The 19,761-nt window shown below is 62.6% G+C and carries 18 protein-coding genes and 1 pseudogene; 7 read left to right on the top strand and 12 right to left on the bottom strand.

Annotated features, from left to right (window positions below; translation table 11 throughout):
* Positions 1-106 precede the first annotated feature (106 nt).
* Positions 107-1,384: an acetyl-CoA C-acetyltransferase gene (locus tag ACIOAU_RS07735; protein WP_401181158.1), complete on the top strand. Its 1,278-nt coding sequence runs from the start codon at positions 107-109 to the stop codon at positions 1,382-1,384.
* A gap of 64 nt (positions 1,385-1,448) precedes the next feature.
* Positions 1,449-2,240 carry a helix-turn-helix transcriptional regulator gene (locus ACIOAU_RS07730; protein WP_259074269.1) on the top strand — a complete coding sequence of 264 codons (792 nt, stop codon included), beginning with the start codon at positions 1,449-1,451 and terminating at the stop codon, positions 2,238-2,240.
* Between the two features lie 35 nt (positions 2,241-2,275).
* On the opposite strand, the gene ACIOAU_RS07725 is transcribed toward ACIOAU_RS07730, so the two are convergent.
* The 5 genes and pseudogenes from ACIOAU_RS07725 to ACIOAU_RS07705 form a co-directional block, all read right to left on the bottom strand.
* The gene (locus ACIOAU_RS07725) at positions 2,276-3,004 is read right to left on the bottom strand and encodes a methyl-accepting chemotaxis protein (protein WP_401181835.1); all 729 of its coding nucleotides are present in this window, start codon (positions 3,002-3,004) and stop codon (positions 2,276-2,278) included.
* 129 nt (positions 3,005-3,133) lie between these two features.
* Positions 3,134-4,021 (bottom strand): annotated as a pseudogene (locus tag ACIOAU_RS07720) (cache domain-containing protein); the annotation flags it as partial.
* Positions 4,022-4,397: 376 nt separating this feature from the next.
* A complete protein-coding gene (gene cueR, locus ACIOAU_RS07715) occupies positions 4,398-4,802 on the bottom strand; it encodes a Cu(I)-responsive transcriptional regulator (RefSeq protein WP_101316150.1) in 405 nt (134 codons plus the stop codon).
* Positions 4,799-6,997, bottom strand: a complete 2,199-nt coding sequence (locus ACIOAU_RS07710; RefSeq protein ID WP_150571470.1) for a cation-translocating P-type ATPase — start codon at positions 6,995-6,997, stop codon at positions 4,799-4,801. The genes cueR and ACIOAU_RS07710 overlap by 4 nt, the downstream gene beginning before the upstream one ends.
* A gap of 52 nt (positions 6,998-7,049) precedes the next feature.
* Positions 7,050-7,436 carry a hypothetical protein gene (locus ACIOAU_RS07705; RefSeq protein WP_101316154.1) on the bottom strand — a complete coding sequence of 129 codons (387 nt, stop codon included), beginning with the start codon at positions 7,434-7,436 and terminating at the stop codon, positions 7,050-7,052.
* A gap of 145 nt (positions 7,437-7,581) precedes the next feature.
* Here ACIOAU_RS07705 and ACIOAU_RS07700 point away from each other — a divergent pair, with 145 nt between their 5' ends.
* The gene (locus tag ACIOAU_RS07700; RefSeq protein WP_150573641.1) at positions 7,582-7,779 is read left to right on the top strand and encodes a heavy-metal-associated domain-containing protein; all 198 of its coding nucleotides are present in this window, start codon (positions 7,582-7,584) and stop codon (positions 7,777-7,779) included.
* 151 nt (positions 7,780-7,930) lie between these two features.
* A complete protein-coding gene (locus ACIOAU_RS07695) occupies positions 7,931-9,112 on the top strand; it encodes a multidrug effflux MFS transporter (protein WP_101316158.1) in 1,182 nt (393 codons plus the stop codon).
* Here ACIOAU_RS07695 and ACIOAU_RS07690 read toward each other — a convergent pair.
* Complete coding sequence (locus ACIOAU_RS07690; RefSeq protein WP_101316160.1) at positions 9,063-9,260, bottom strand: hypothetical protein; 198 nt, start codon at positions 9,258-9,260, stop codon at positions 9,063-9,065. The genes ACIOAU_RS07695 and ACIOAU_RS07690 overlap by 50 nt on opposite strands.
* 521 nt (positions 9,261-9,781) lie before the next feature.
* On the opposite strand from ACIOAU_RS07690, the gene ACIOAU_RS07685 reads away from it, so the two are divergent.
* The gene (locus ACIOAU_RS07685) at positions 9,782-10,498 is read left to right on the top strand and encodes a helix-turn-helix transcriptional regulator (RefSeq protein WP_101316162.1); all 717 of its coding nucleotides are present in this window, start codon (positions 9,782-9,784) and stop codon (positions 10,496-10,498) included.
* Positions 10,499-10,519: 21 nt separating this feature from the next.
* On the opposite strand, the gene ACIOAU_RS07680 is transcribed toward ACIOAU_RS07685, so the two are convergent.
* From ACIOAU_RS07680 to ACIOAU_RS07655, 6 genes are all read right to left on the bottom strand, one after another.
* The gene (locus ACIOAU_RS07680) at positions 10,520-11,467 is read right to left on the bottom strand and encodes an adenosine deaminase (RefSeq protein WP_103435940.1); all 948 of its coding nucleotides are present in this window, start codon (positions 11,465-11,467) and stop codon (positions 10,520-10,522) included.
* A gap of 80 nt (positions 11,468-11,547) precedes the next feature.
* Positions 11,548-12,903, bottom strand: coding sequence for an 8-oxoguanine deaminase (locus ACIOAU_RS07675; RefSeq protein ID WP_401181149.1), 1,356 nt, complete (start codon positions 12,901-12,903; stop codon positions 11,548-11,550).
* A gap of 120 nt (positions 12,904-13,023) precedes the next feature.
* Complete coding sequence (locus ACIOAU_RS07670) at positions 13,024-13,710, bottom strand: SDR family oxidoreductase (protein WP_103435941.1); 687 nt, start codon at positions 13,708-13,710, stop codon at positions 13,024-13,026.
* 424 nt (positions 13,711-14,134) lie between these two features.
* Positions 14,135-14,716, bottom strand: a complete 582-nt coding sequence (locus ACIOAU_RS07665; protein WP_101316170.1) for a YigZ family protein — start codon at positions 14,714-14,716, stop codon at positions 14,135-14,137.
* Positions 14,717-14,725: 9 nt separating this feature from the next.
* Positions 14,726-15,388 (bottom strand): TetR/AcrR family transcriptional regulator, encoded by a 663-nt coding sequence (locus ACIOAU_RS07660; protein ID WP_101316172.1) that lies wholly within the window; start codon positions 15,386-15,388, stop codon positions 14,726-14,728.
* A 72-nt stretch (positions 15,389-15,460) separates the two neighbouring features.
* Positions 15,461-16,378 (bottom strand): LysR family transcriptional regulator, encoded by a 918-nt coding sequence (locus ACIOAU_RS07655; protein WP_101316174.1) that lies wholly within the window; start codon positions 16,376-16,378, stop codon positions 15,461-15,463.
* Between the two features lie 119 nt (positions 16,379-16,497).
* Between ACIOAU_RS07655 and ACIOAU_RS07650 the strand changes: the two genes are divergently transcribed.
* Positions 16,498-17,844, top strand: a complete 1,347-nt coding sequence (locus ACIOAU_RS07650; protein ID WP_103435945.1) for an aspartate aminotransferase family protein — start codon at positions 16,498-16,500, stop codon at positions 17,842-17,844.
* A 69-nt stretch (positions 17,845-17,913) separates the two neighbouring features.
* Positions 17,914-19,407, top strand: coding sequence for a CoA-acylating methylmalonate-semialdehyde dehydrogenase (locus ACIOAU_RS07645; protein ID WP_101316178.1), 1,494 nt, complete (start codon positions 17,914-17,916; stop codon positions 19,405-19,407).
* Positions 19,408-19,761: the final 354 nt, after the last annotated feature.

The raw sequence follows: 19,761 nt of genomic DNA, 5'->3' as shown, positions 1-19,761 counted from the left end.
CGTAAGGCAAGCATGCAAGTGTGGACCAAGTTTATGTAACGGTCGTTCGACCGGGTTAAAAACACCTAGTCTGTACGGATCAAATTGTTTCAGGAGGAATAACCGCATGCGTTCATCTCGCCGGGTCGCAATTCTGGGCGGCAATCGAATCCCGTTCGCCCGCTCCAATGGCGCCTACGCCAAGGCCAGCAACCAGGCGATGCTAACCGCTGCCCTCGAAGGCCTGCTTGAGCGCTACCGTTTGCACGGGCTGCGCATGGGTGAAGTGGTCGCCGGGGCGGTGCTCAAGCATTCACGCGACATGAACCTGACCCGCGAATGTGTGCTCGGCTCACGCTTGTCGGCGCAAACCCCGGCCTACGATATTCAGCAGGCCTGTGGTACCGGCCTCGAGGCTGCTTTGCTGGTGGCCAACAAGATTGCCCTTGGGCAGATCGACAGTGGCATTGCCGGTGGCGTCGACACCACCTCGGATGCGCCGATCGCGGTCAGTGAAGGCTTGCGGAGGATTCTCCTGCAGGCCGGTCGTGGCAAAAATCTGGCCGAGCGCCTGAAACCGTTTCTGCAATTGCGCCCGGCCGACCTCAAACCGGCCTTGCCGAGCATCGGCGAGCCGCGTACCGGGTTGTCGATGGGTGAGCATTGCGAGCGCATGGCGCAGACCTGGCAGATCAGCCGCGAGGCACAGGACGAATTGGCCCTGCACAGCCACCAGAAGCTGGCTGCAGCTTACGCCGAGGGTTGGCACGATGACTTGCTCACGCCTTACCTGGGCTTGAGCCGCGACAACAACCTGCGCCCGGAGCTGAGCCAGCAGCAGTTGGCCAAATTGAAGCCAGCGTTTGATCGCAGCGGCCTCGGCACCCTCACTGCCGGCAACTCGACGCCGTTGACCGACGGTGCCTCGCTGGTGCTGCTGGGCAGCGAGCAATGGGCAGCCGAGCAAGGCCTGTCGGTGCTGGCCTATGTGGTCGATGGCGAGAGCGCGGCGGTGGACTTCGTCAAAGGTCAGGAAGGCCTGCTGATGGCGCCGGTGTATGCCGTGCCGCGTCTGCTGGCGCGCAATGGCCTGAGCTTGCAGGACTTTGACTACTACGAAATCCACGAGGCGTTTGCCGCCCAGGTGCTGTGCACGCTCAAAGCCTGGGAAGATGACGAGTATTGCCGCACGCGGTTGGGGCTGGACGCGGCGCTGGGGCCAATCGACCGCAGCAAGTTGAACGTCAAAGGCAGTTCGCTGGCAGCGGGACATCCGTTTGCCGCAACCGGCGGTCGGGTGCTGGCGAACATGGCCAAGCTTCTGGCAACGGCCGGCAAGGGTCGCGGTTTGATTTCGATCTGCGCGGCGGGCGGCCAGGGCGTGACCATGATCGTCGAGCGTTGAGCCTGGGCTGGCTGCTCGGGCAAACCTGTTAGGCTTGTCTGATCAGAACAACTAGATTGACACCATGCCGAGCAACGGACAACTGACCGCCCCGCGCCCCATCCCTACGCTGGAGCGCCTGCCACGCCCCGTCTATGCCCGCGCCGAGAGCCTCGGCGCCGGCTCATGGACCACTCGCCATCGGCATGACTGGGTGCAGTTTTCCTACGCCATCAGTGGAGTCTTGAGCGTCTACACCAGCGACGGCAGCTACTTCGCCCCGCCGCAGTGGGGCGTGTGGATCCCGGCTGACCTCGAGCACGATGTCGCCACCTCGATGCAAGCCGAGATGCGCAGCCTGTATGTGCGCCGCGATGCCTGCCCGTGGGCCAGCGCGCAATGCCGGGTACTTGAAGTCACGCCACTGGCACGCGAGCTGATAAAGCAGTTCTGCCTGCTGCCTGCGCATTATCCAGAGGAAGATAGCGCAGAGGCGCGCTTGGTCGCGGTGCTGCTCGATCAGTTACGCGGGCTGCCGGAGGTCGGCTTCAGTTTGCCGCTGCCGCGTCATCCTGGCCTGCTGCGCTTGTGCAACCAGCTGATTGCCGCGCCGGATCAGACGCAGACCCTGCAAGACTGGGCGCTGCAGTTGGGCTGTTCGGAGAAGACTGTGATGCGCCTGTTGCAGCGCGAGACCGGCCTGAGCTTTCGGGTCTGGCGTCAGCGCATGCGGCTGCTGTCATCCCTGGCGTTGCTGGAAGTCGGGGAGAGTGTCACCGAAGCGGCGCTGGGCTGTGGCTATGACTCAACCTCAGCTTACATCGCCGCGTTCAAGCAGATGTTCGGCGTGACCCCAGGCGAGCTGCGCCTGCTCTGACGGCGGTTGGCCAAGAGCAGGCGCGGGCCGGCTGATCAGGTACGGAAGCGGCGGACCAGGCTGTCCAGCTCGTTCGAAAGGCCAGCCAGGCTCTCCGAGTCCTGCCGCGCGGCCTGGGCCAGTTCTGCCACCAACTGCGCATCACCGTGGATCTGGCTGATGTGCCGGTTGATGTCTTCCGCGACCTGATGCTGCTCTTCGGCGGCGGTGGCGATCTGCGTGTTCATGTCGCGGATCACGTCGACCGACTCACGGATCTGGCCAAAGCTGTCGCGGGCCAGGCCAATCCGGCTGACCGACTGCTGCGAGACATCCAGGCTGGCGTGCATCTGCTGGGCAACTTCAGCGGTGCGACTGGCGAGGTTGCCGAGCAGGCCGTCGATTTCGGCGGTGGAATCTGCCGTGCGCTTGGCCAGCGCGCGGACTTCGTCGGCTACCACAGCAAAGCCGCGGCCTTGCTCGCCGGCCCGGGCGGCTTCGATGGCGGCGTTGAGGGCGAGCAGGTTGGTCTGCTCGGCAATCGAGCGGATGGTGCCCAGAATCGACTGGATCGCGTTGCTGTCACGCTCCAGTTGCTGGATCGACTGCGCTGATTGCTCGATCTCCTGGCTCAGGCGATCAACGCTCTGCACCGCGGCATCGATCTGCTGCTGACCTTCACGCGCCTGCTGCTGGCCGCTGTCGGCCGACTGCGCCGCCTGGCTGCAGGAACGGGCGACTTCGTTGGCGGTGGCGACCATTTCGTGGAAGGCGGTAGACACCATGTCCACTGCTTCGCGCTGACGCCCGGCCGCTTCGGCCATGTCGTTGGAGACGCGCGTCGAGCTGCTGGAGGTGCTGAGAATCTTGCCGGCGGCAGCGCCGATATGCTGGATCAGGCTGCGAATCGCGCCGAGGAACTGGTTGAACCAGCCGGCCAGTTGCGCGGTTTCATCGCGGCCGCGGACTTCCAGGCTGCGGGTCAGGTCGCCTTCGCCTTGGGCGATGTCTTCCAGGCCGCTGCTGACGCTGTTGATCGGGCGCACGATGAGCTTGGCGAACGCGGCACCGACGATTGCGAACAACGCGGCCAGGACCAGCGCAATGGTGCCGATCAGCCAGGTCAGGCGGGTGGTGGTCTGCATCACCTCGCCTTCCTGGATCAGGCCAATGAAGGTCCAACCGAGGGTTTCATCCGGGTAGATGTTGGCCATGTAGCGCTCGCCATTGATCTCGACTTGCACCAGGCCCTTGCCGGCCTTGGCCAGATCGGCGTAACCGCCGCCAAAGCTGCTCAGTTGCTTGAAGTTGTGGCTGGCGTCGCGTGGGTCGACCATCACGTTGCCGTTGTTTTCCATGAGGATCAGGTAGCCGCTGTCGCCCAGCTTGATCTTCTTGACGATTTCGGTGAGGCCGTTCAGCGAGACGTCGATGTTGACCACGCCGCCGGGGCTGCCCAGCTGGTTGGTTACCGTGCGCACGGTGCTGACCAGCACGGCATCATCGGCGGCCCAGTAGTAGGCGCCGGTGCGGATGGTCTTGCCGGGGTTGGCCATCGCCAGTTGGTACCAAGGGCGCTGGCGCGGATCGTAATTGACGAACTTCTGCCCGGCCGGCCAGCCGACGTAGCCGCCGTCGGCGACCCCGTAGGACAGGTAGGCGTAAGCCGGGTGGGCGTCGGCCAGGCGGGTGAAGAAGTCGAGCACCTTGGCGTCTTGCTCGCCCAGGGTGTAGGACGGGTTGGCGCTGGTGTACTTGTTCAGCTCGCTGCCGGTGGCGGCAACCATTGGCTGCGCGGCCATGTAGTTGACGTTCTGGTCGATGCCCTGGAAGAAGATGTTCATCGCATTGCTGACCTGGCGAATCTCTCGGCTGCTGTTGTCGAGAAAATCATCGCGGGCCTCGCCGCGCAGGTTGACCACTACCAGGGTAGCCACGAGGACGATGGGCAAGCCGGCAATCACGGCAAACGCCCAAGTCAGTTTTTGTTTGATGTTCATCCACGCTCCCGGAGTATTTTTTTTATCGACGCATGAAACAGGCACTTCAGGGCATCGGCAGCGTGGGCGATTTATAGAGGTCAAATCCCTGTATTTATTGGCCGACGTCGCGTTTGGCGACGATTCGGTCGTGATTGGGCTAATACGGCATACCAAAACTGGGCAGGGCAGTGTGGTCTTAGCTACAGCAGGCTTTGCCGCTGGCCAGATCCTTGAGGATCGGGCAGTCGGGGCGGTCATCGCCGTGGCAATCGGCAACCAGTTGGCTGAGAGTGTCACGCAGGCTGACCAGCTCTTCGATGCGCGTGTTCAGCGCAGCGATGTGCTCGTTGGCCAGGGCTTTGACATCGGCGCTGGCGCGTTCACGGTCTTGCCACAGAGTCAGCAGCCTGGCGACTTCCTCCAGAGAAAAGCCGAGATCGCGTGAGCGCTTGATGAAGGCCAGGCTGTGCAGGTCCTGCTGTTGGTAGAGGCGATAGCCGCTGTCGCTGCGTTGCGCCGGTTTAAGCAGGCCGATCGACTCGTAATAACGGATCATCTTGCTGCTCAGCCCGCTGAGGCGGGCAGCCTGGCCGATATTCATGGTGCCTCCTGCTGGTCGTTGTCGGGTTTCCAGGTTTTCAGCCACAGCGCATTGCTCACCACGCTGACGCTCGACAGGGCCATGGCGGCGCCCGCCAACACCGGGTTGAGCAGGCCAAACGCGGCCAACGGGATGCCGACCAGGTTGTAGATGAAGGCCCAGAACAGGTTCTGGCGGATCTTGGCGTAGGTCTTGCGGCTGATTTCCAGGGCTGCCGGCACCAGCCGCGGGTCACCGCGCATCAGGGTAATGCCGGCGGCCTGCATGGCGACATCGGTGCCACCGCCCATGGCGATACCGATGTCGGCGGCGGCCAGGGCCGGGGCGTCATTGATACCGTCACCGACCATAGCCACCACGCCGTCGCGTTTGAGCACGGTCACGGTAGCGGCTTTGTCGGCCGGCAGTACTTCGGCGTAGACATCCTCGATGCCCAGCGCGTCGGCGACCACCTTGGCACTGCCGCGGTTGTCGCCGGTCAGCAGGTGGCTGCTGACGCCTCGCGCGCGCAGACTGCGCACGGCCTCTGCGGCACCGGGCTTGAGGCTGTCACCAAAGGCCAGCAGGCCGAGCACCTGCGGCTGCGGTGCCTGTTCGATCAGCCACGACAGGGTGCGGCCTTCGGCTTCCCAGGTCTGTGCTTTGCCTGCAAGCTCGCCGGGTTGCAGTTGGCTGTCTTCGAGCAAACGCCGGTTGCCGAGGGCCAACTGGCGTTGCTCGACCACGCCGGCGATGCCGCGCCCGGTCAGTGACTGGCTGTCGCTGACGGGCGGCACGTCCAGGCCATGTTCGCTGCAGGCGCCGAGCACCGCTTTGGCCAGCGGGTGCTCACTACCCTGTTGCAGTGCCCCGGCCAGACGCAACAAGTGCGCTTCATCGGCAACGGCGGCCAGGCTGTGGACAATGCGCGGGCTGCCTGAGGTCAGCGTACCGGTCTTGTCGAACACCACGCGGTTGACGGCGTGGGCGCGCTCCAGCGCTTCGGCATCCTTGATCAGAATGCCGTGGCGGGCGGCCACGCCAGTGCCGGCCATGATCGCTGCAGGCGTCGCCAGGCCAAGCGCACATGGGCAGGCTATTACCAGTACGGCGACGGCGTTGATCAAGGCGGTTTCCAGCGGTGCGCCATACCACCACCAGCCGAGCAGGGTAATCAGAGCGATCACCAGCACCGCCGGGACGAACACCTGGCTGACCCGGTCGACCAGTTTCTGAATCGGCGCCTTGGCCGCCTGGGCATCCTCGACCAGGCGAATGATCCTCGCGAGTACCGTTTCGGTGCCGAGTGCCAGGGTGCGTACCAGCAATTGGCCTTCGCCATTGATGGCGCCGCCGGTGACCGGGTCGCCGGGGTGCTTGGGTACCGGCAGGCTCTCGCCGCTGATCAGCGCCTCGTCGGCGTGGCTGCTGCCTTCGATGACTTCGCCGTCGACCGGGAAGCGCTCGCCGGGTTTGACCCGGACCAGATCGTGCAGGCGCAGTTGGCTGATCGGCACATCCTCCTCACGCCCATCGAGCACGCGCAGGGCGCGCTCCGGGCGCAGCGCCTCGAGGGCGCGGATGGCGCTGGCGGTCTGGCGTTTGGCGCGGCTTTCGAGGTATTTGCCGAGCAGCACCAGGGCGATGACCACTGCCGAGGCCTCGAAGTACAGGTGCGGCTCTACCCCTAGCGGAGCATTGGCCCATTGATACAGGCTCAGGCCGTAACCGGCACTGGTGCCGAGCGCAACCAGCAGGTCCATGTTGCCGGCGGCTGCGCGCACGGCTTTCCAGGCCGCTCTGTAAAAACGTGCGCCGAGGATGAACTGCACCGGCGTAGCCAAGGCAAACTGCGCCCACGCCGGCAGCATCCAGTGCACGCCGAACGGCTGCAGGAGCATCGGCAACACCAGTGGCAGCGCCAGCAGCACCGCAGCGGCCACGGCCAGGCGCTCATTGCGCAAATGGCGCTGGGCATCATCAGGGTCGGGCGCAGCGGCATCCGGCATGGATGCTTCGTAGCCGGCCTGACGTACAGCCTCGACCAACGCAGGCAGGGTTTGCGCTGGAGCTTCGACACGGGCGGTCTCGGTCGCCAGGTTGACGCTAACCTGCGCCGCGCCGGGCACCTTGCGCAGGGCGCGCTCGACACGCCCGGCGCAGCTGGCGCAGGTCATGCCGCTGATGGGCAGGTCAAAAACAGTGGATGCAGACATGGCTGGCCTCCTTGGACAGGCCTGCAGCATCAACCCTGCCACAGGGGCAAGGTCAATAGTCCAGGCTGGCTCGGGTCAGGTGCAGGCCGCTGTGGTCCATGGCGATGCGATACTTGTTGATCTGTCCGGCCTGCAGGGTCAGGCGCTGATTGTGCTGGTTCTCCAGGCCAGGGTTGCAACCGGGGGCTTGCCCCGGCAACAGGCGCAAGCGGATATCCACCGGGCCGGGCGGCAGGTTGAACGAGGTCGATTGTTCCTGGAACAGGCGACCGGACAGTTGGTCATTGAGGTACACGCCGATCTCGCAGGTGGTCGCCACCTCAAGCCGCTCGCGCGAAATAATCAGCACGCTGTAGTCCGAGTTGCCAGCGGCGCTGGCCGCAGGCACCACGGTCAAAGCGGCGAGCAAGCCGACAAGGCTCAGTGCTGGCCTGATCATGAACAATCTCCTGCTTCATAAACTGTCAAAGGCGCAGCTTGGCTGAGCCAGGCGCGGATTGCCAGTCCGGCCGAGGACGGCATAACTTGACCTTGACCCGATGGCAAGCTTGAAACTGTGGCAAACCCACGAAGGAGACTGACCAATGCAAGTTTTCAATGTACAAGGCATGACCTGTGGCCACTGTGTAAAAGCAGTGACTGCGGCGGTACAGGGGCAGGATGCTGCGGCCAAGGTAGAAGTGGATCTGGCTGCCAAGCAAGTGACCGTCGACAGCCAGTTGGCCAGCGAACAGATTCTTGCCGCCATTCGTGAGGAAGGCTACGAGGCGCAATCGGCCTGACGACGCTGGAGTGTAGCGGTGCCGGTGATCGACCATGCTGCTGAATGTCATCGGTGCCGCTTCTGGGCAGGGAATTGTCACAAAGGTTTTCGCCAGAATCCGCCTTTGCAGTTAGACTTGGCAGCTTGCTTAGCCTGCTAATGGATTCCTGATGAACCTGCGTTACGTGCTGATTCTCGGCGCCTTGAGTGCGTTCGGGCCGCTGGCGATCGACTTTTACCTGCCAGCATTCCCGGCCATGGCTCAGGCCTTTCTGACCGACGAGAAACACATCCAGACTACCCTGGCCGCGTACTTCCTTGGCCTGTCGCTGGGCCAGTTGGCCTACGGCCCGGTAGCCGATCGCTTTGGTCGGCGTATCCCGCTGCTGTTCGGAGTGACCTTGTTCACCCTGGCCTCATTGGCCTGCGCTTATGCGCCCAATCTGGATACGTTGATTGTCGCGCGCTTCGTCCAGGCCTTGGGTGGCTGCGCGGGGATGGTGCTGTCACGGGCGATTGTCAGCGACAAGTGCGACCCGGTTGCCTCGGCCAAGGTCTTCTCGCAATTGATGCTGGTGATGGGCCTGGCGCCGATTCTTGCGCCAATGCTTGGCGGCGTATTGGTCAACCTGGCTGGCTGGCAGTCGATCTTCCTGGCCTTGAGCCTGTTCAGCGCAGGCTGCCTGCTGGCGATCAGCTTCGGCTTGCCCGAGAGCATGCCGGCGGATATGCCGCGCCAGCCGCTGTCAGGGGCGTTTCGCCAATACCTGCGGCTGTTTGCTGACCGAGTGTTTATCGGCCACGCGTTGACCGGTGGCACCGCCATTGCCGGCATGTTTGCCTACATCGCCGGCTCGCCGTTCGTGTTCATCAAGCTATATGGGGTACCGGCCGAGCATTATGGTTGGCTGTTCGGTGCCAACGCAGCGGGTTTCATTCTGATTGCACAGGTCAATGCACGGTTGTTGGCCAAGCGCGGCCCGGCAGTATTGCTGGGGCGAGCAGTGTGGTTGTACCTGGCGGCGGCGCTGACCCTGCTCGGCGTGGCGGCGTTGCGGCCGACGCAATTGTGGCCCCTGTTGTTGCCGTTGTTCGTGTGCATCGCCAGCCTGGGCTGCATCATCCCCAACGCCTCGGCGTTGGCCATGAGCGGTCAGGGCAACCGCGCAGGCAGCGCGTCGGCATTGATGGGCTGCCTGCAGTTCAGCGTTGCCGCTGGCTCGGCGGCGCTGGTCAGCTTGCTGCATGATGGCAGTGCGGTACCAATGGCCATGGTGATCAGCCTGTGCGGGGCTCTGGTGGTCAGTGTCGCGACGCTGACTCGGCGCTTGCAGGCCAGGCGTCAAGGCTGAACGAGTGAGGGGCCTGCAGGCGCTTCTGCAATGTTGCGACAAAGGCCCGCGCTTCACGCTCACTGCGAAAGCTCACCACGTGCTGGTCGAGCCGAACCTGCCAGGGGCAGTTGGGGTGACGTTCAGATGTACTGACGACGATCTTCATCGCATACCTCCACAGAACAGGTGCCGATTCAGTCTAGCGCTGCTGCCCCCAAGTGCCACCAATCCTTGAGTCGCTTCGGACTGACGGTCGCCTGTGGACCTTTCCCACAAGCCCTGTCTAGTTGTGCTGAGGCGCAACCACAGTGGATCCTTCGCTTTTGTTTGCCATATTTGCGGAAAGGCGCTGTCGGCAGCGTCTGAGGATATTTCTCTTTTCAGCTCGCGTTAAGGGCGCTTGTGGCTTTGGCTAGACAGGCTTGCGCCTGCTGGGTGGTTCTGGCCGGCCAGGTCTGCCCTGCTGGTGAATGCGTCGAGGGTCGCCCCACCCACCGCTTTGTCCGGTCTGTAGAGGAACCGGGAAGCGCTATCGCGGGACTTTGCCCGGCTTATACTGGCCCCAGCAGCCAGCGCCAGCGAGAGGGACTTCCCTGCCAGGGAATGCTATGCCAAGACCGTAAGCAGGTCAGCGCGCTGGCGTGTTTGGCCAATGGACCCAGACATGATTCAGCAGGGAGTTACCTTATGAAAGCAGTCAGCAGTATCAGCCAGATCGCCAGCCTGATGGCCGACCCCAAGCGCAGCGCCATGTTGTGGGCGTTGATCGATGGCACGCCCCGCCCCGCCGACGAGCTGGCGGTGATGACCGGCGTGAGTTCGTCTTCAGCGTGTGCGCATTTGTCCCTGCTCTCCTCGGCAGGCTTGCTGCGGCTGGAAGCCCGTGGCCGCAAACGCTATTTCCGTCTGGCGACGCCTGCTGTGGGGGCGGCGGTCGAGGCGTTGGCCAGCCTGCATCTGAATGACTTGCGCCCGCGGGTAACCCAGGTCAAACCGCTGCAGGTGCCACTGTCGATGCGCCGTGCGCGCCTGTGCAATGGGCATATGGGCGGTGAGCTGGCGGCTGAATTGCTGCAACGAATGGTCACTGCCGGCTGGCTGGAGGGGTACGACGGTGAGCTGCGGGTGAGTTTTGCAGGTCGCACGCAGTTGGCCAATGTCGGCGTGTACATCGAGGCCTTGGCACAGCGGCCACTGAGCAACTGTGTGATCTGTCACTGCAATGAGTGGAGCGATCAGGGGCCGCATCTGGGCGGAAGCCTGGGGCAGGCCTTGCTGACGTTGTTCCTGCAGTCGGGCTGGCTGCAGGAACAGGACGGTGCGCGCGGGCTGCAGATATCACCGCTGGGTATCCAGCAGATCAATCGTATCGCTCGCGCAGAGCCGTCCTTGCTGGTGGGTTGAGCTGCCGGCAACCGTTGCCGGTCAGGCCAGGCGAGCGTCCAGGCTGTTCTGCGCCAGGCGCCGAGCTTGATCCTCGGTCATGCCCAAATGGGTGTGTAGCGCGTGGAAGTTCTCGGTGACATAGCCGCCGAAGTAGGCCGGGTCGTCGGAGTTGACCGTGACTTTGACGCCACGCTCAAGCATCTCGAGGATGTTGTGCTGGCCCATGTGTTCGAATACGCAGAGTTTGGTATTGGATAGCGGGCACACCGTCAGCGGGATCTGCTCATCGATGATGCGCTGCATCAGCCGCTCATCTTCGATGGCGCGTACGCCGTGGTCGATGCGCTTGATCTTGAGCAGGTCGAGGGCTTCCCATATGTACTCGGGCGGGCCTTCTTCGCCGGCGTGGGCTACTGCGTCAAAGCCTTCGCTGCGGGCGCGCTCGAATACGCGCTGGAACTTGCTCGGCGGATGGCCTTTCTCCGAGCTGTCCAGACCGACGGCAATGAACGCATCGCGGAACGGCAGCGCCTGGTCGAGGGTTTTTTGCGCTTCTTCTTCGCTGAGGTGGCGCAGGAAGCTGAGGATCAGCCCGCTGCTGATGCCCAGTTGCTCACGGCCATCCTTTAGTGCTTTGCTCAGGCCGGCCATGACCACTTCGAAGGGGATGCCCCGGTCAGTGTGGGTCTGCGGGTCGAAGAACGGTTCGGTGTGAATAACGTTCTGCGCCTTGCAGCGTTGCAGGTAGGCCCAGGTCAGGTCGTAGAAGTCCTGCTCGGTACGCAGGACATCGGCGCCCTGGTAATAGAGGTCGAGAAACTCCTGCAGGTTGTTGAAGGCATAGGCGCCGCGCAGGGTTTCTACATCCGCCCAGGGCAGGGCGATCTTGTTGCGTTCGGCCAGGGCGAACAGCAGCTCGGGCTCGAGCGAGCCTTCCAGGTGCATGTGCAGTTCCGCCTTGGGCAAGGCGTTCAGCCAGTCGTACATGTGTGTGATCTCGATCAGGAACGGTTGTCGCCATTCTACAGGGCCAGGCCGGGCAATGCGCCCGGCCTGGCCTGCGCATATCAACCGGCGATCAGTTGCGCTGCGGCCTGGCGGTGGTCGGCGATCAGGCCTTTGACGTCAAGGCCTTCGATCTGGCCGTCAATCACGCGCCATTTGCCGCCGATCATGACCCGGTCGGCACGGTCGGCGCCGCACAGCAGCAGTGCCGACAGCGGATCATGGCTGCCCGAGAAGCGCAGCTCATCGAGCTTGAACAGGGCCAGGTCAGCCTGTTTGCCAACCGCCAGCTGGCCAATATCGCTGCGCCCCAGCAAGTGCGCCGAGCCACGGGTGGCCCAGCCCAGGGCGCGTTCCGGGGTGATCTGTTCGGCGCCATAGCGCAGCCGTTGCAGATACAGCGCCTGACGCGCTTCGAGGATCATGTTCGAGGCATCGTTGGAGGCCGAGCCATCGACGCCGAGGCCAACCGTGGCGCCGGCAGCTTCCAGATCCACCGTGGGTGCAATCCCCGAAGCAAGACGCATGTTCGAGCTTGGGCAATGGCAGATGCCGGTACCGGCAGCGCCGAGGCGGGCGATTTCGTCGGGGTTGAAGTGGATGCCGTGGGCCAGCCAGGTGCGCGGGCCCAGCCAGCCGACGCTGTCCAGGTAATCCACTGTACGCAGGCCAAAGCGCTGCAGGCAGAACTCCTCTTCATCAAGGGTTTCGGCCAGGTGGGTGTGCAGGCGCACGTCCAGCTCTGCGGCCAATTCGGCACTGGCGCGCATGATTTCCGGGGTTACCGAGAAGGGTGAGCAGGGCGCCAGGGCGATCTGGATCTGCGCGCCTTCGCCACGCTCGTGGTAGCTGTGGATAAGTCGCTGGCTGTCGGCCAGGATCACCTCGCCCTGTTGCACGGTCTGCTGCGGCGGCAGGCCGCCGTCGTCTTCGCCCAGGCTCATCGAGCCGCGGGTCAGCATGGCGCGCATGCCCAGCCCACGGACTGCTTCGACCTGTACATCAATGGCGTTGTCCAGGCCCTGCGGGAACAGGTAGTGGTGGTCGGCGGCGGTGGTGCAGCCCGACAGCAACAGCTCGGCCAAGGCCACTTTACTGGCCAGCTCGAGCTTGGCCGGAGTCAGGCGTGCCCAGACCGGATATAAAGTCTTCAGCCAGGGGAACAGCGGCTGATTGACCACCGGCGCCCAGGCGCGGGTCAGGGTTTGATAGAAGTGATGATGGGTGTTGATCAGACCAGGCAGTATCACGTGCTCGCGGGCGTCGAACACCTGTGAGCAGGGGATGCTAGGGCTTTCGCCCAGGGCCAGCAATTGCACGATTTTGCCGTCTTCGATAACCAGCCCGCCGCGCGCGTCGCTGTCGTTGGCGGTGAAGATGGCAAGGGGGGATTTCAACCAGATACGGGTCGCAGGCATGGTGCCGGCTCCTCTGAAAGTGGGTTCAGGTAAGCCAGCTCAGTTTTGCCCTGTCTGCTGATCCAGGTTCGCCGCGGGGGCGAGGCGTCGAGTCTACTGCCTCGCCCTGCAGCTTTCAATTCACCAGACCAATGGTTCGCCCTTGTAATTGATGAAGCGCAGGCCGCCATTGCCGCTGTGCGCCTTGATCTGCTTGAGCATGCCGCTGGTACTGGTGAACACGTCGATTTCAGCGTTTTCTCCGCCCATTGCAGTTTTCACCCAGCCCGGGTGCATGGCCAGCACGGCCAGGTCGGGGCGCTGCAGTTCGCCGACGTAGCTGTTGATCATCGAGTTCAAGGCGGCCTTGCTGGCCTTGTACAACGGAATCTCGCCGCCATCAGGGATGCTCACGCTGCCCAGTACCGAACTCATGAAAGCCAGCACGCCGCTGCCTTCGCGCAGTTGCCCGGCCAGGCGGCGGGCGATGCGGATCGGCGCCACGGCATTGGTCATGAACAAGGCGCCGATCTGCTCTTCGCTGACCGCTTCCAGATCCTGCGGCAGCGGCCCCATGACGCCAGCGTTGACGAACAGCAGATCCAGCGTCTCGCCGTGCAGGCGCTGCTTGAGGCTGTCGAGTTGAGCGGTGTTGTTGATCTCGAGGGTTTCGATGTGCACGCCGACAATGCTGCCCAGGTCGCCCGGGTTGGCCTTGTCGCGAACGGTGGCGATTACCTTCCAGCCATCTTCGTGCAGGCGCTGCACCAGGCCAAGGCCCAGGCCTCGTGAGGCGCCAATGATCAGGGCGGTCTTGGTTGCGGTCATTTCTGTACTCCTTCAGAGGTAGCGCATGCCGGGCAGCCATCACCAGAGCTGCCAGCGTAGTCGCTGCAGTTTGCCAGCGTGTGGTAACCGATGCACGGTTGTGCAAAAAATGATCAGCAGGCTACGGGCCTTGCGCCGTCAGGGCCGGAGCCAGTGGCTAACGGTTTATCCACAGGCTGCTCCACAGTATTTGTGCGCAAGCGGGCGGGCCAGGTTTTGACTGCCGGCGGCCGAATTGTCATTGCAGGCTGGGGATAACTTACTGTAATGCGGAGCTTTTCAGTGCTGTCAGGAAACTGTGATCAAAATATGATCAATGCTCTGCGCGCCTTGTAATTCGGGGCCTGGGTCGGACTGCCCCAAGCTTATCCACAGGCAGGCGCACAGTAGTTGTGAGTAATGTTTCAGCGGTTTTATCCATGACTTACGCGCTGAGGACAATTCTGCCGCGGCTCAGGTCGGCAAGTTGCTGCTGCAGTGCCGGCAGATGGCTGGGCCCGATAGCCAGCCGCAGATCTACACCATTGGCAGTGAACTGTTCATCCAGAACCAGCCCGTCAACGTCAGCCAGACGCAGTTTGACCAAGGCCAATTCGCTGAAACTGCAGCTGCAGGTGTATTCGCTGCGCTGCACCAACAGCCGCTTGGGCGCCTGTTGCAGGCATTTGTTGGCGCCGCCGCCATAGGCCCGGGCTAGGCCGCCGGTGCCTAACTGGATACCGCCGTACCAGCGGATCACCAGTACCACCACCTGATCGCAGTCCTGCGCCTCGATCGCGGCGAGGATCGGCCGGCCGGCGGTGCCGCCGGGTTCGCCGTCATCATTGCTGCGGTATTGCCCGCCGATTTTCCAGGCCCAGCAGTTGTGGGTGGCGGCGAGGTCGCTGTGGCGCTCGATGAAACTCTGCGCTTCGGCAGGGCTGTTGATCGGGCCGGCGAGGGTGATGAAGCGGCTCTTGCGGATTTCTTCGCGAAACTCGCAGAGGTCGAGCAGGGTAGATGGCATAAGTCCGGGTCAGGCGGGCAGTTGGATGCCGCAACCTTTGAGAATGATGTGGATAAGATTGTTGCTGGCGTCTTCCATGTCCTGCTTGGTCAGGCGGCTGCGGCCGGTAACCTGGCAGATCTGAGTGGAAAAGTCGGCGTAGTGCTGGGTGCTGCCCCAGAGCAGGAAGATCAAGTGCACCGGGTCGACCGGGTCCATCTTGCCGGCGTCGATCCAGGCCTGGAACACAGCGGCACGGCCGCGGAACCACTCACGGTAATCGGCGCTGAAGTATTCGGTCAGACACTGACCACCGCTGATCACTTCCATGGCGAAGATCCGTGAGGCCTGCGGGTTGCGCCGCGAGAACTCCATCTTGGTGCGCAGGTACTGGCTCAGCGCCTGGCCTGGGTCATCATCAACGCTCAGGGCGTTGAAGGTGCTGTCCCACAGCTCGATGATGTTGCTCAGCACGGCGATATACAGGCCGAGCTTGTTGGTGAAGTAGTAGTGCAGGTTGGCCTTGGGCAAGCCGGCCTTGAGGGCGATGGTATTCATGCTGGTGCCCTTGAAACCGTGGCGGGCAAACTCGTCTTCGGCGGCCTGGATGATCGCCTGCTCGTTCTTTTGGCGAATGCGGCCGGCGGGCTTGCCCGAGGCGGAGAGGCGATGCGCTGGGACTTCTAGGGTCATGGACGGTTCCGAACGGGCTGAGGCAACGGGATTGTCCGACAGATTACCTGCCTGTGCCGAAGTGACAAGCCTTTAGCGTGTGGCAGCAAGGCTTTCAAGGAAGCTTTCCAGTACCAGGTTTGGCCGCCGGCCTTTGCGTGTCACCCAGTTCAGGCTCAGGTCGTAATGGCGCTGCGCAGGTTTCAGGGCCCGCAGGCGGCCTTGTTGCACCCAGGTGCTGGCGTAATGATCGGGCAGGTAGCCGATGTAACGCCCGGTCAGGATCAAGAACGCCATGCCCTCGCGGTCGGACGCGCTCGCCGTGCAGTGCAGCGCCTGATAGTGCGCCTGGATTTCACCGGGCAGGCGGAAGGTCGGCGCGATCGCATCCTGGCTGTTGAGCCGCTCGTCGTCGATCTTGTGGTCGTCGGCATAGAACAGCGGGTGGCCAACGGCGCAGTAGAGCAGCGACCGCTCGCTGTACAGCGGCTGGTACTCCAGGCCCGACAGCGGGCTGGCCTGCGGCACCACGCCAACATGCAGGCTGCCATCGAGCACGCCTTGCTCGACTTGACTGGGGGCGATCATGCGGATCTGGATGTGCACGTCCGGGCCGCGGTCCTTGAGCTCGGCCAGGGCATGGGTGATGCGCATGTGCGGCAGTGTCACCAGGTTGTCGGTCAGGCCGATATTAAGCTCGCCGCGCAGGTGTTGGTGCAAGCCGTTGACCTCGGTGCGAAAGGTCTCGATGGCGCTCAGCAGTTGCAGCGCCGAGTGGTACACGTCGCGGCCTTCTTCGGTCAGCGAAAAACCGGCGCGGCCGCGTTGGCACAGGCGCAGGCCGAGGCGCTGCTCAAGGTCGCTCATTTGCTGGCTGATCGCCGAGCGGCCGATGCCCAACACGTTCTCCGCTGCCGAAAAACCGCCGCACTCGACCACACTGCGGTAAATCTTGAGCAGGCGGATGTCGAAGTCGCTGACTTGCGCAAGTGGATCGGGGCGTCGGCTCATTAGTTTAGTCCACTGCTAACTGAAGATTTGAAAAGTAGGCTTTTCCAGACTTTATCGCCGTGCCAATTTAGCTGCAACAACATCCATCGTTGCCTATTCGTTTGCCGAGGAACCGCCCGATGAACATGCCCGAAACCGCGCCTTCCGGTATCGCCAGCCAGCTCAAGCTGGACGCGCACTGGATGCCGTACACCGCCAACCGTAATTTCCAGCGCGATCCGCGCCTGATCGTTGCCGCCGATGGCAACTATCTGGTCGACGACAAGGGCCGGCGCATCTTCGATGCCCTGTCTGGGCTGTGGACTTGCGGTGCCGGGCATACCCGCAAGGAAATCAGCGAAGCAGTCGCGCGCCAGGTTGGCGTGCTCGACTATTCGCCGGCATTCCAGTACGGCCATCCGCTGTCGTTCCAGCTGGCTGAAAAGATTACCCAGTTGACTCCGGGTGATCTGAATCACGTGTTCTTCACCAACTCCGGTTCCGAGTGCGCCGATACTGCGCTGAAAATGGTACGTGCCTACTGGCGCCTGAAAGGCCAGGCGACCAAGACCAAGATGATCGGTCGCGCCCGTGGCTATCATGGGGTGAACATCGCCGGTACCAGCCTGGGCGGCGTCAACGGCAACCGCAAGATGTTCGGCCAGCTGCTCGATGTCGACCACTTGCCGCACACCGTGCTGCCGGTCAACGCCTTCACCAAGGGCTTGCCGGAAGAGGGCGGGATCGCCCTGGCCGACGAGATGCTCAAGTTGATCGAGCTGCACGATGCCTCCAATATCGCTGCGGTGATCGTCGAGCCGCTGGCTGGCTCGGCGGGTGTATTGCCGCCGCCGAAGGGTTACCTCAAGCGCCTGCGTGAAATCTGCACCCAGCACAATATTCTGCTGATCTTCGACGAAGTGATCACCGGTTTCGGCCGCATGGGCGCCATGACCGGTGCCGAAGCGTTCGGCGTCACCCCGGACTTGATGTGCATCGCCAAGCAGGTCACCAACGGCGCCATCCCTCTCGGCGCAGTGGTTGCCAGCAGCGAGATCTACCACACCTTCATGAATCAGCCGACGCCTGAGTACGCTGTGGAATTCCCTCACGGCTACACCTACTCGGCGCACCCGGTGGCGTGCGCTGCCGGCATCGCGGCGCTGGACCTGCTGCAGAAAGAGAACCTGGTGCAGTCAGCCGCCGAGCTGGCGCCGCACTTCGAGAACCTGCTGCATGGCGTCAAAGGCACCAAGAACATCGTCGACATCCGTAACTACGGCCTGGCCGGCGCGATCCAGATCGCGGCACGTGACGGCGATGCCATCGTGCGTCCTTACGAAGTGGCGATGAAGCTGTGGCAAAAAGGCTTCTACGTGCGCTACGGCGGCGACACCCTGCAGTTCGGCCCGACCTTCAACACCCAGCCGCAGGAGCTCGACCGCCTGTTCGACGCGGTGGGCGAGACCCTCAACCAGATCGATTGATCTGTCTGATTTTGACGGCAGGCGTGCACCGGCGCGCCTGATCCTTCCTTCCTGTTTCTGGAGTTATGCATGAGCATTGTTCAGCACCTGATCAACGGCGAACTGGTTTCCAAGGGCGAACGCACCGCCGATGTCTTCAACCCGTCTACCGGTCAGGCCGTACGCAAGGTCGAACTGGCCAGCCGTGCCACCGTGCAAGAGGCGATCGATTCGGCCAAGGCGGCCTTCCCGGCCTGGCGCAACACCCCGCCGGCCAAGCGCGCCCAGGTGATGTTCCGCTTCAAGCAGTTGCTTGAGCAGAACGAAGCGAAGATCTCGCAGATGATCAGCGAAGAGCATGGCAAGACCCTGGAAGACGCTGCCGGCGAACTCAAGCGTGGTATCGAGAACGTCGAGTTCGCCTGTGCCGCCCCGGAAGTGCTCAAAGGCGAGTACAGCCGCAACGTCGGCCCGAACATCGATGCCTGGTCGGACTTCCAGCCATTGGGCGTGGTTGCCGGTATCACTCCGTTCAACTTCCCGGCTATGGTCCCGCTGTGGATGTACCCGCTGGCGATCGCCTGTGGCAACGCGTTCATCCTCAAGCCGTCCGAGCGTGATCCAAGCTCGACGCTGTATATCGCCCAGCTGCTGCTCGAAGCTGGCCTGCCCAAGGGCATCCTCAACGTGGTGCATGGTGACAAGGAAGCGGTCGATGCGCTGATCGAAGCGCCAGAGGTGAAAGCCCTGAGTTTTGTTGGCTCGACGCCGATTGCCGAATACATCTATGCCGAAGGCACCAAGCGCGGCAAACGTGTACAGGCTCTGGGCGGCGCCAAGAACCACGCGGTGGTGATGCCGGATGCCGACCTGGATAACGCGGTCAGCGCGCTGATGGGTGCGGCGTATGGTTCTTGCGGCGAGCGCTGCATGGCCATTTCCGTCGCAGTATGCGTGGGTGACCAGGCAGCCGATGCGCTGATCGCCAAGCTTGAACCGCAGATCCGCGCGCTGAAGATCGGCGCTGGCACTTCCTGTGGTCTGGACATGGGGCCGCTGGTAACTGCTGCGGCGCGCGACAAGGTACTTGGCTATATAGATGACGGCGTTGCCTCGGGTGCCAAACTGGTGGTCGATGGTCGTGACCTGCGTGTTGCAGGCTGCGAGGATGGCTACTTTGTCGGCGGCACGCTGTTCGACAATGTCTCGCCAGAAATGCGCATCTATAAAGAAGAGATCTTCGGCCCGGTGCTGTGTGTGGTGCGCGTCGACAGCCTGGAGCAGGCCATGCAGTTGATCAACGATCACGAGTATGGCAACGGTACCTGCATCTTTACCCGTGACGGCGAAGCGGCTCGGCTGTTCTGCGACGAGATCGAAGTGGGCATGGTCGGTGTCAACGTGCCGCTGCCGGTACCTGTTGCATATCACAGCTTCGGCGGCTGGAAGCGTTCGCTGTTTGGCGACCTGCATGCCTATGGCCCCGACGGCGTGCGCTTCTATACCCGTCGTAAAGCCATTACTCAGCGCTGGCCGCAGCGCAAGAGCCATGAAGCATCGCAGTTTGCCTTCCCTAGCTTGTAACTGGGGCAGGGTATGAGCGGGGAGGCCTTTGGGCCTCCCCGTTTTGTTTGTGCTTTGTGAGTCCGAAGGGCCGCTTTTGCTTAATGTTATGCAATTATGAAATAACGGTTGACGGGTTTCTGTAAGCGCTTATAATGCGCCCCACTTCCAGCGTAGTTGGAGCGGAAAACTCCTTGAGATTCAATGAGTTAGAGGTTTCATGGTGCTGCAAGGGCTTCGATCGAAAGATCGTCAGCGGTGAAAAAGGCAGTTGACAGCGGGTTGTAACGCTGTAGAATTCGCCTCCCGCTACGAGAGATCGCAAGCGAGTCAAGTGTTTGAAGTTGAACGAGTTTCTCGCAAAATACTTCGAAA

The organism is Pseudomonas sp. NPDC088322 (assembly GCF_044740745.1).
In the GTDB taxonomy this organism is placed as follows: Bacteria; Pseudomonadota; Gammaproteobacteria; order Pseudomonadales; family Pseudomonadaceae; genus Aquipseudomonas; species Aquipseudomonas shirazensis.
This window is presented reverse-complemented; position numbering and strand designations above follow the sequence as displayed.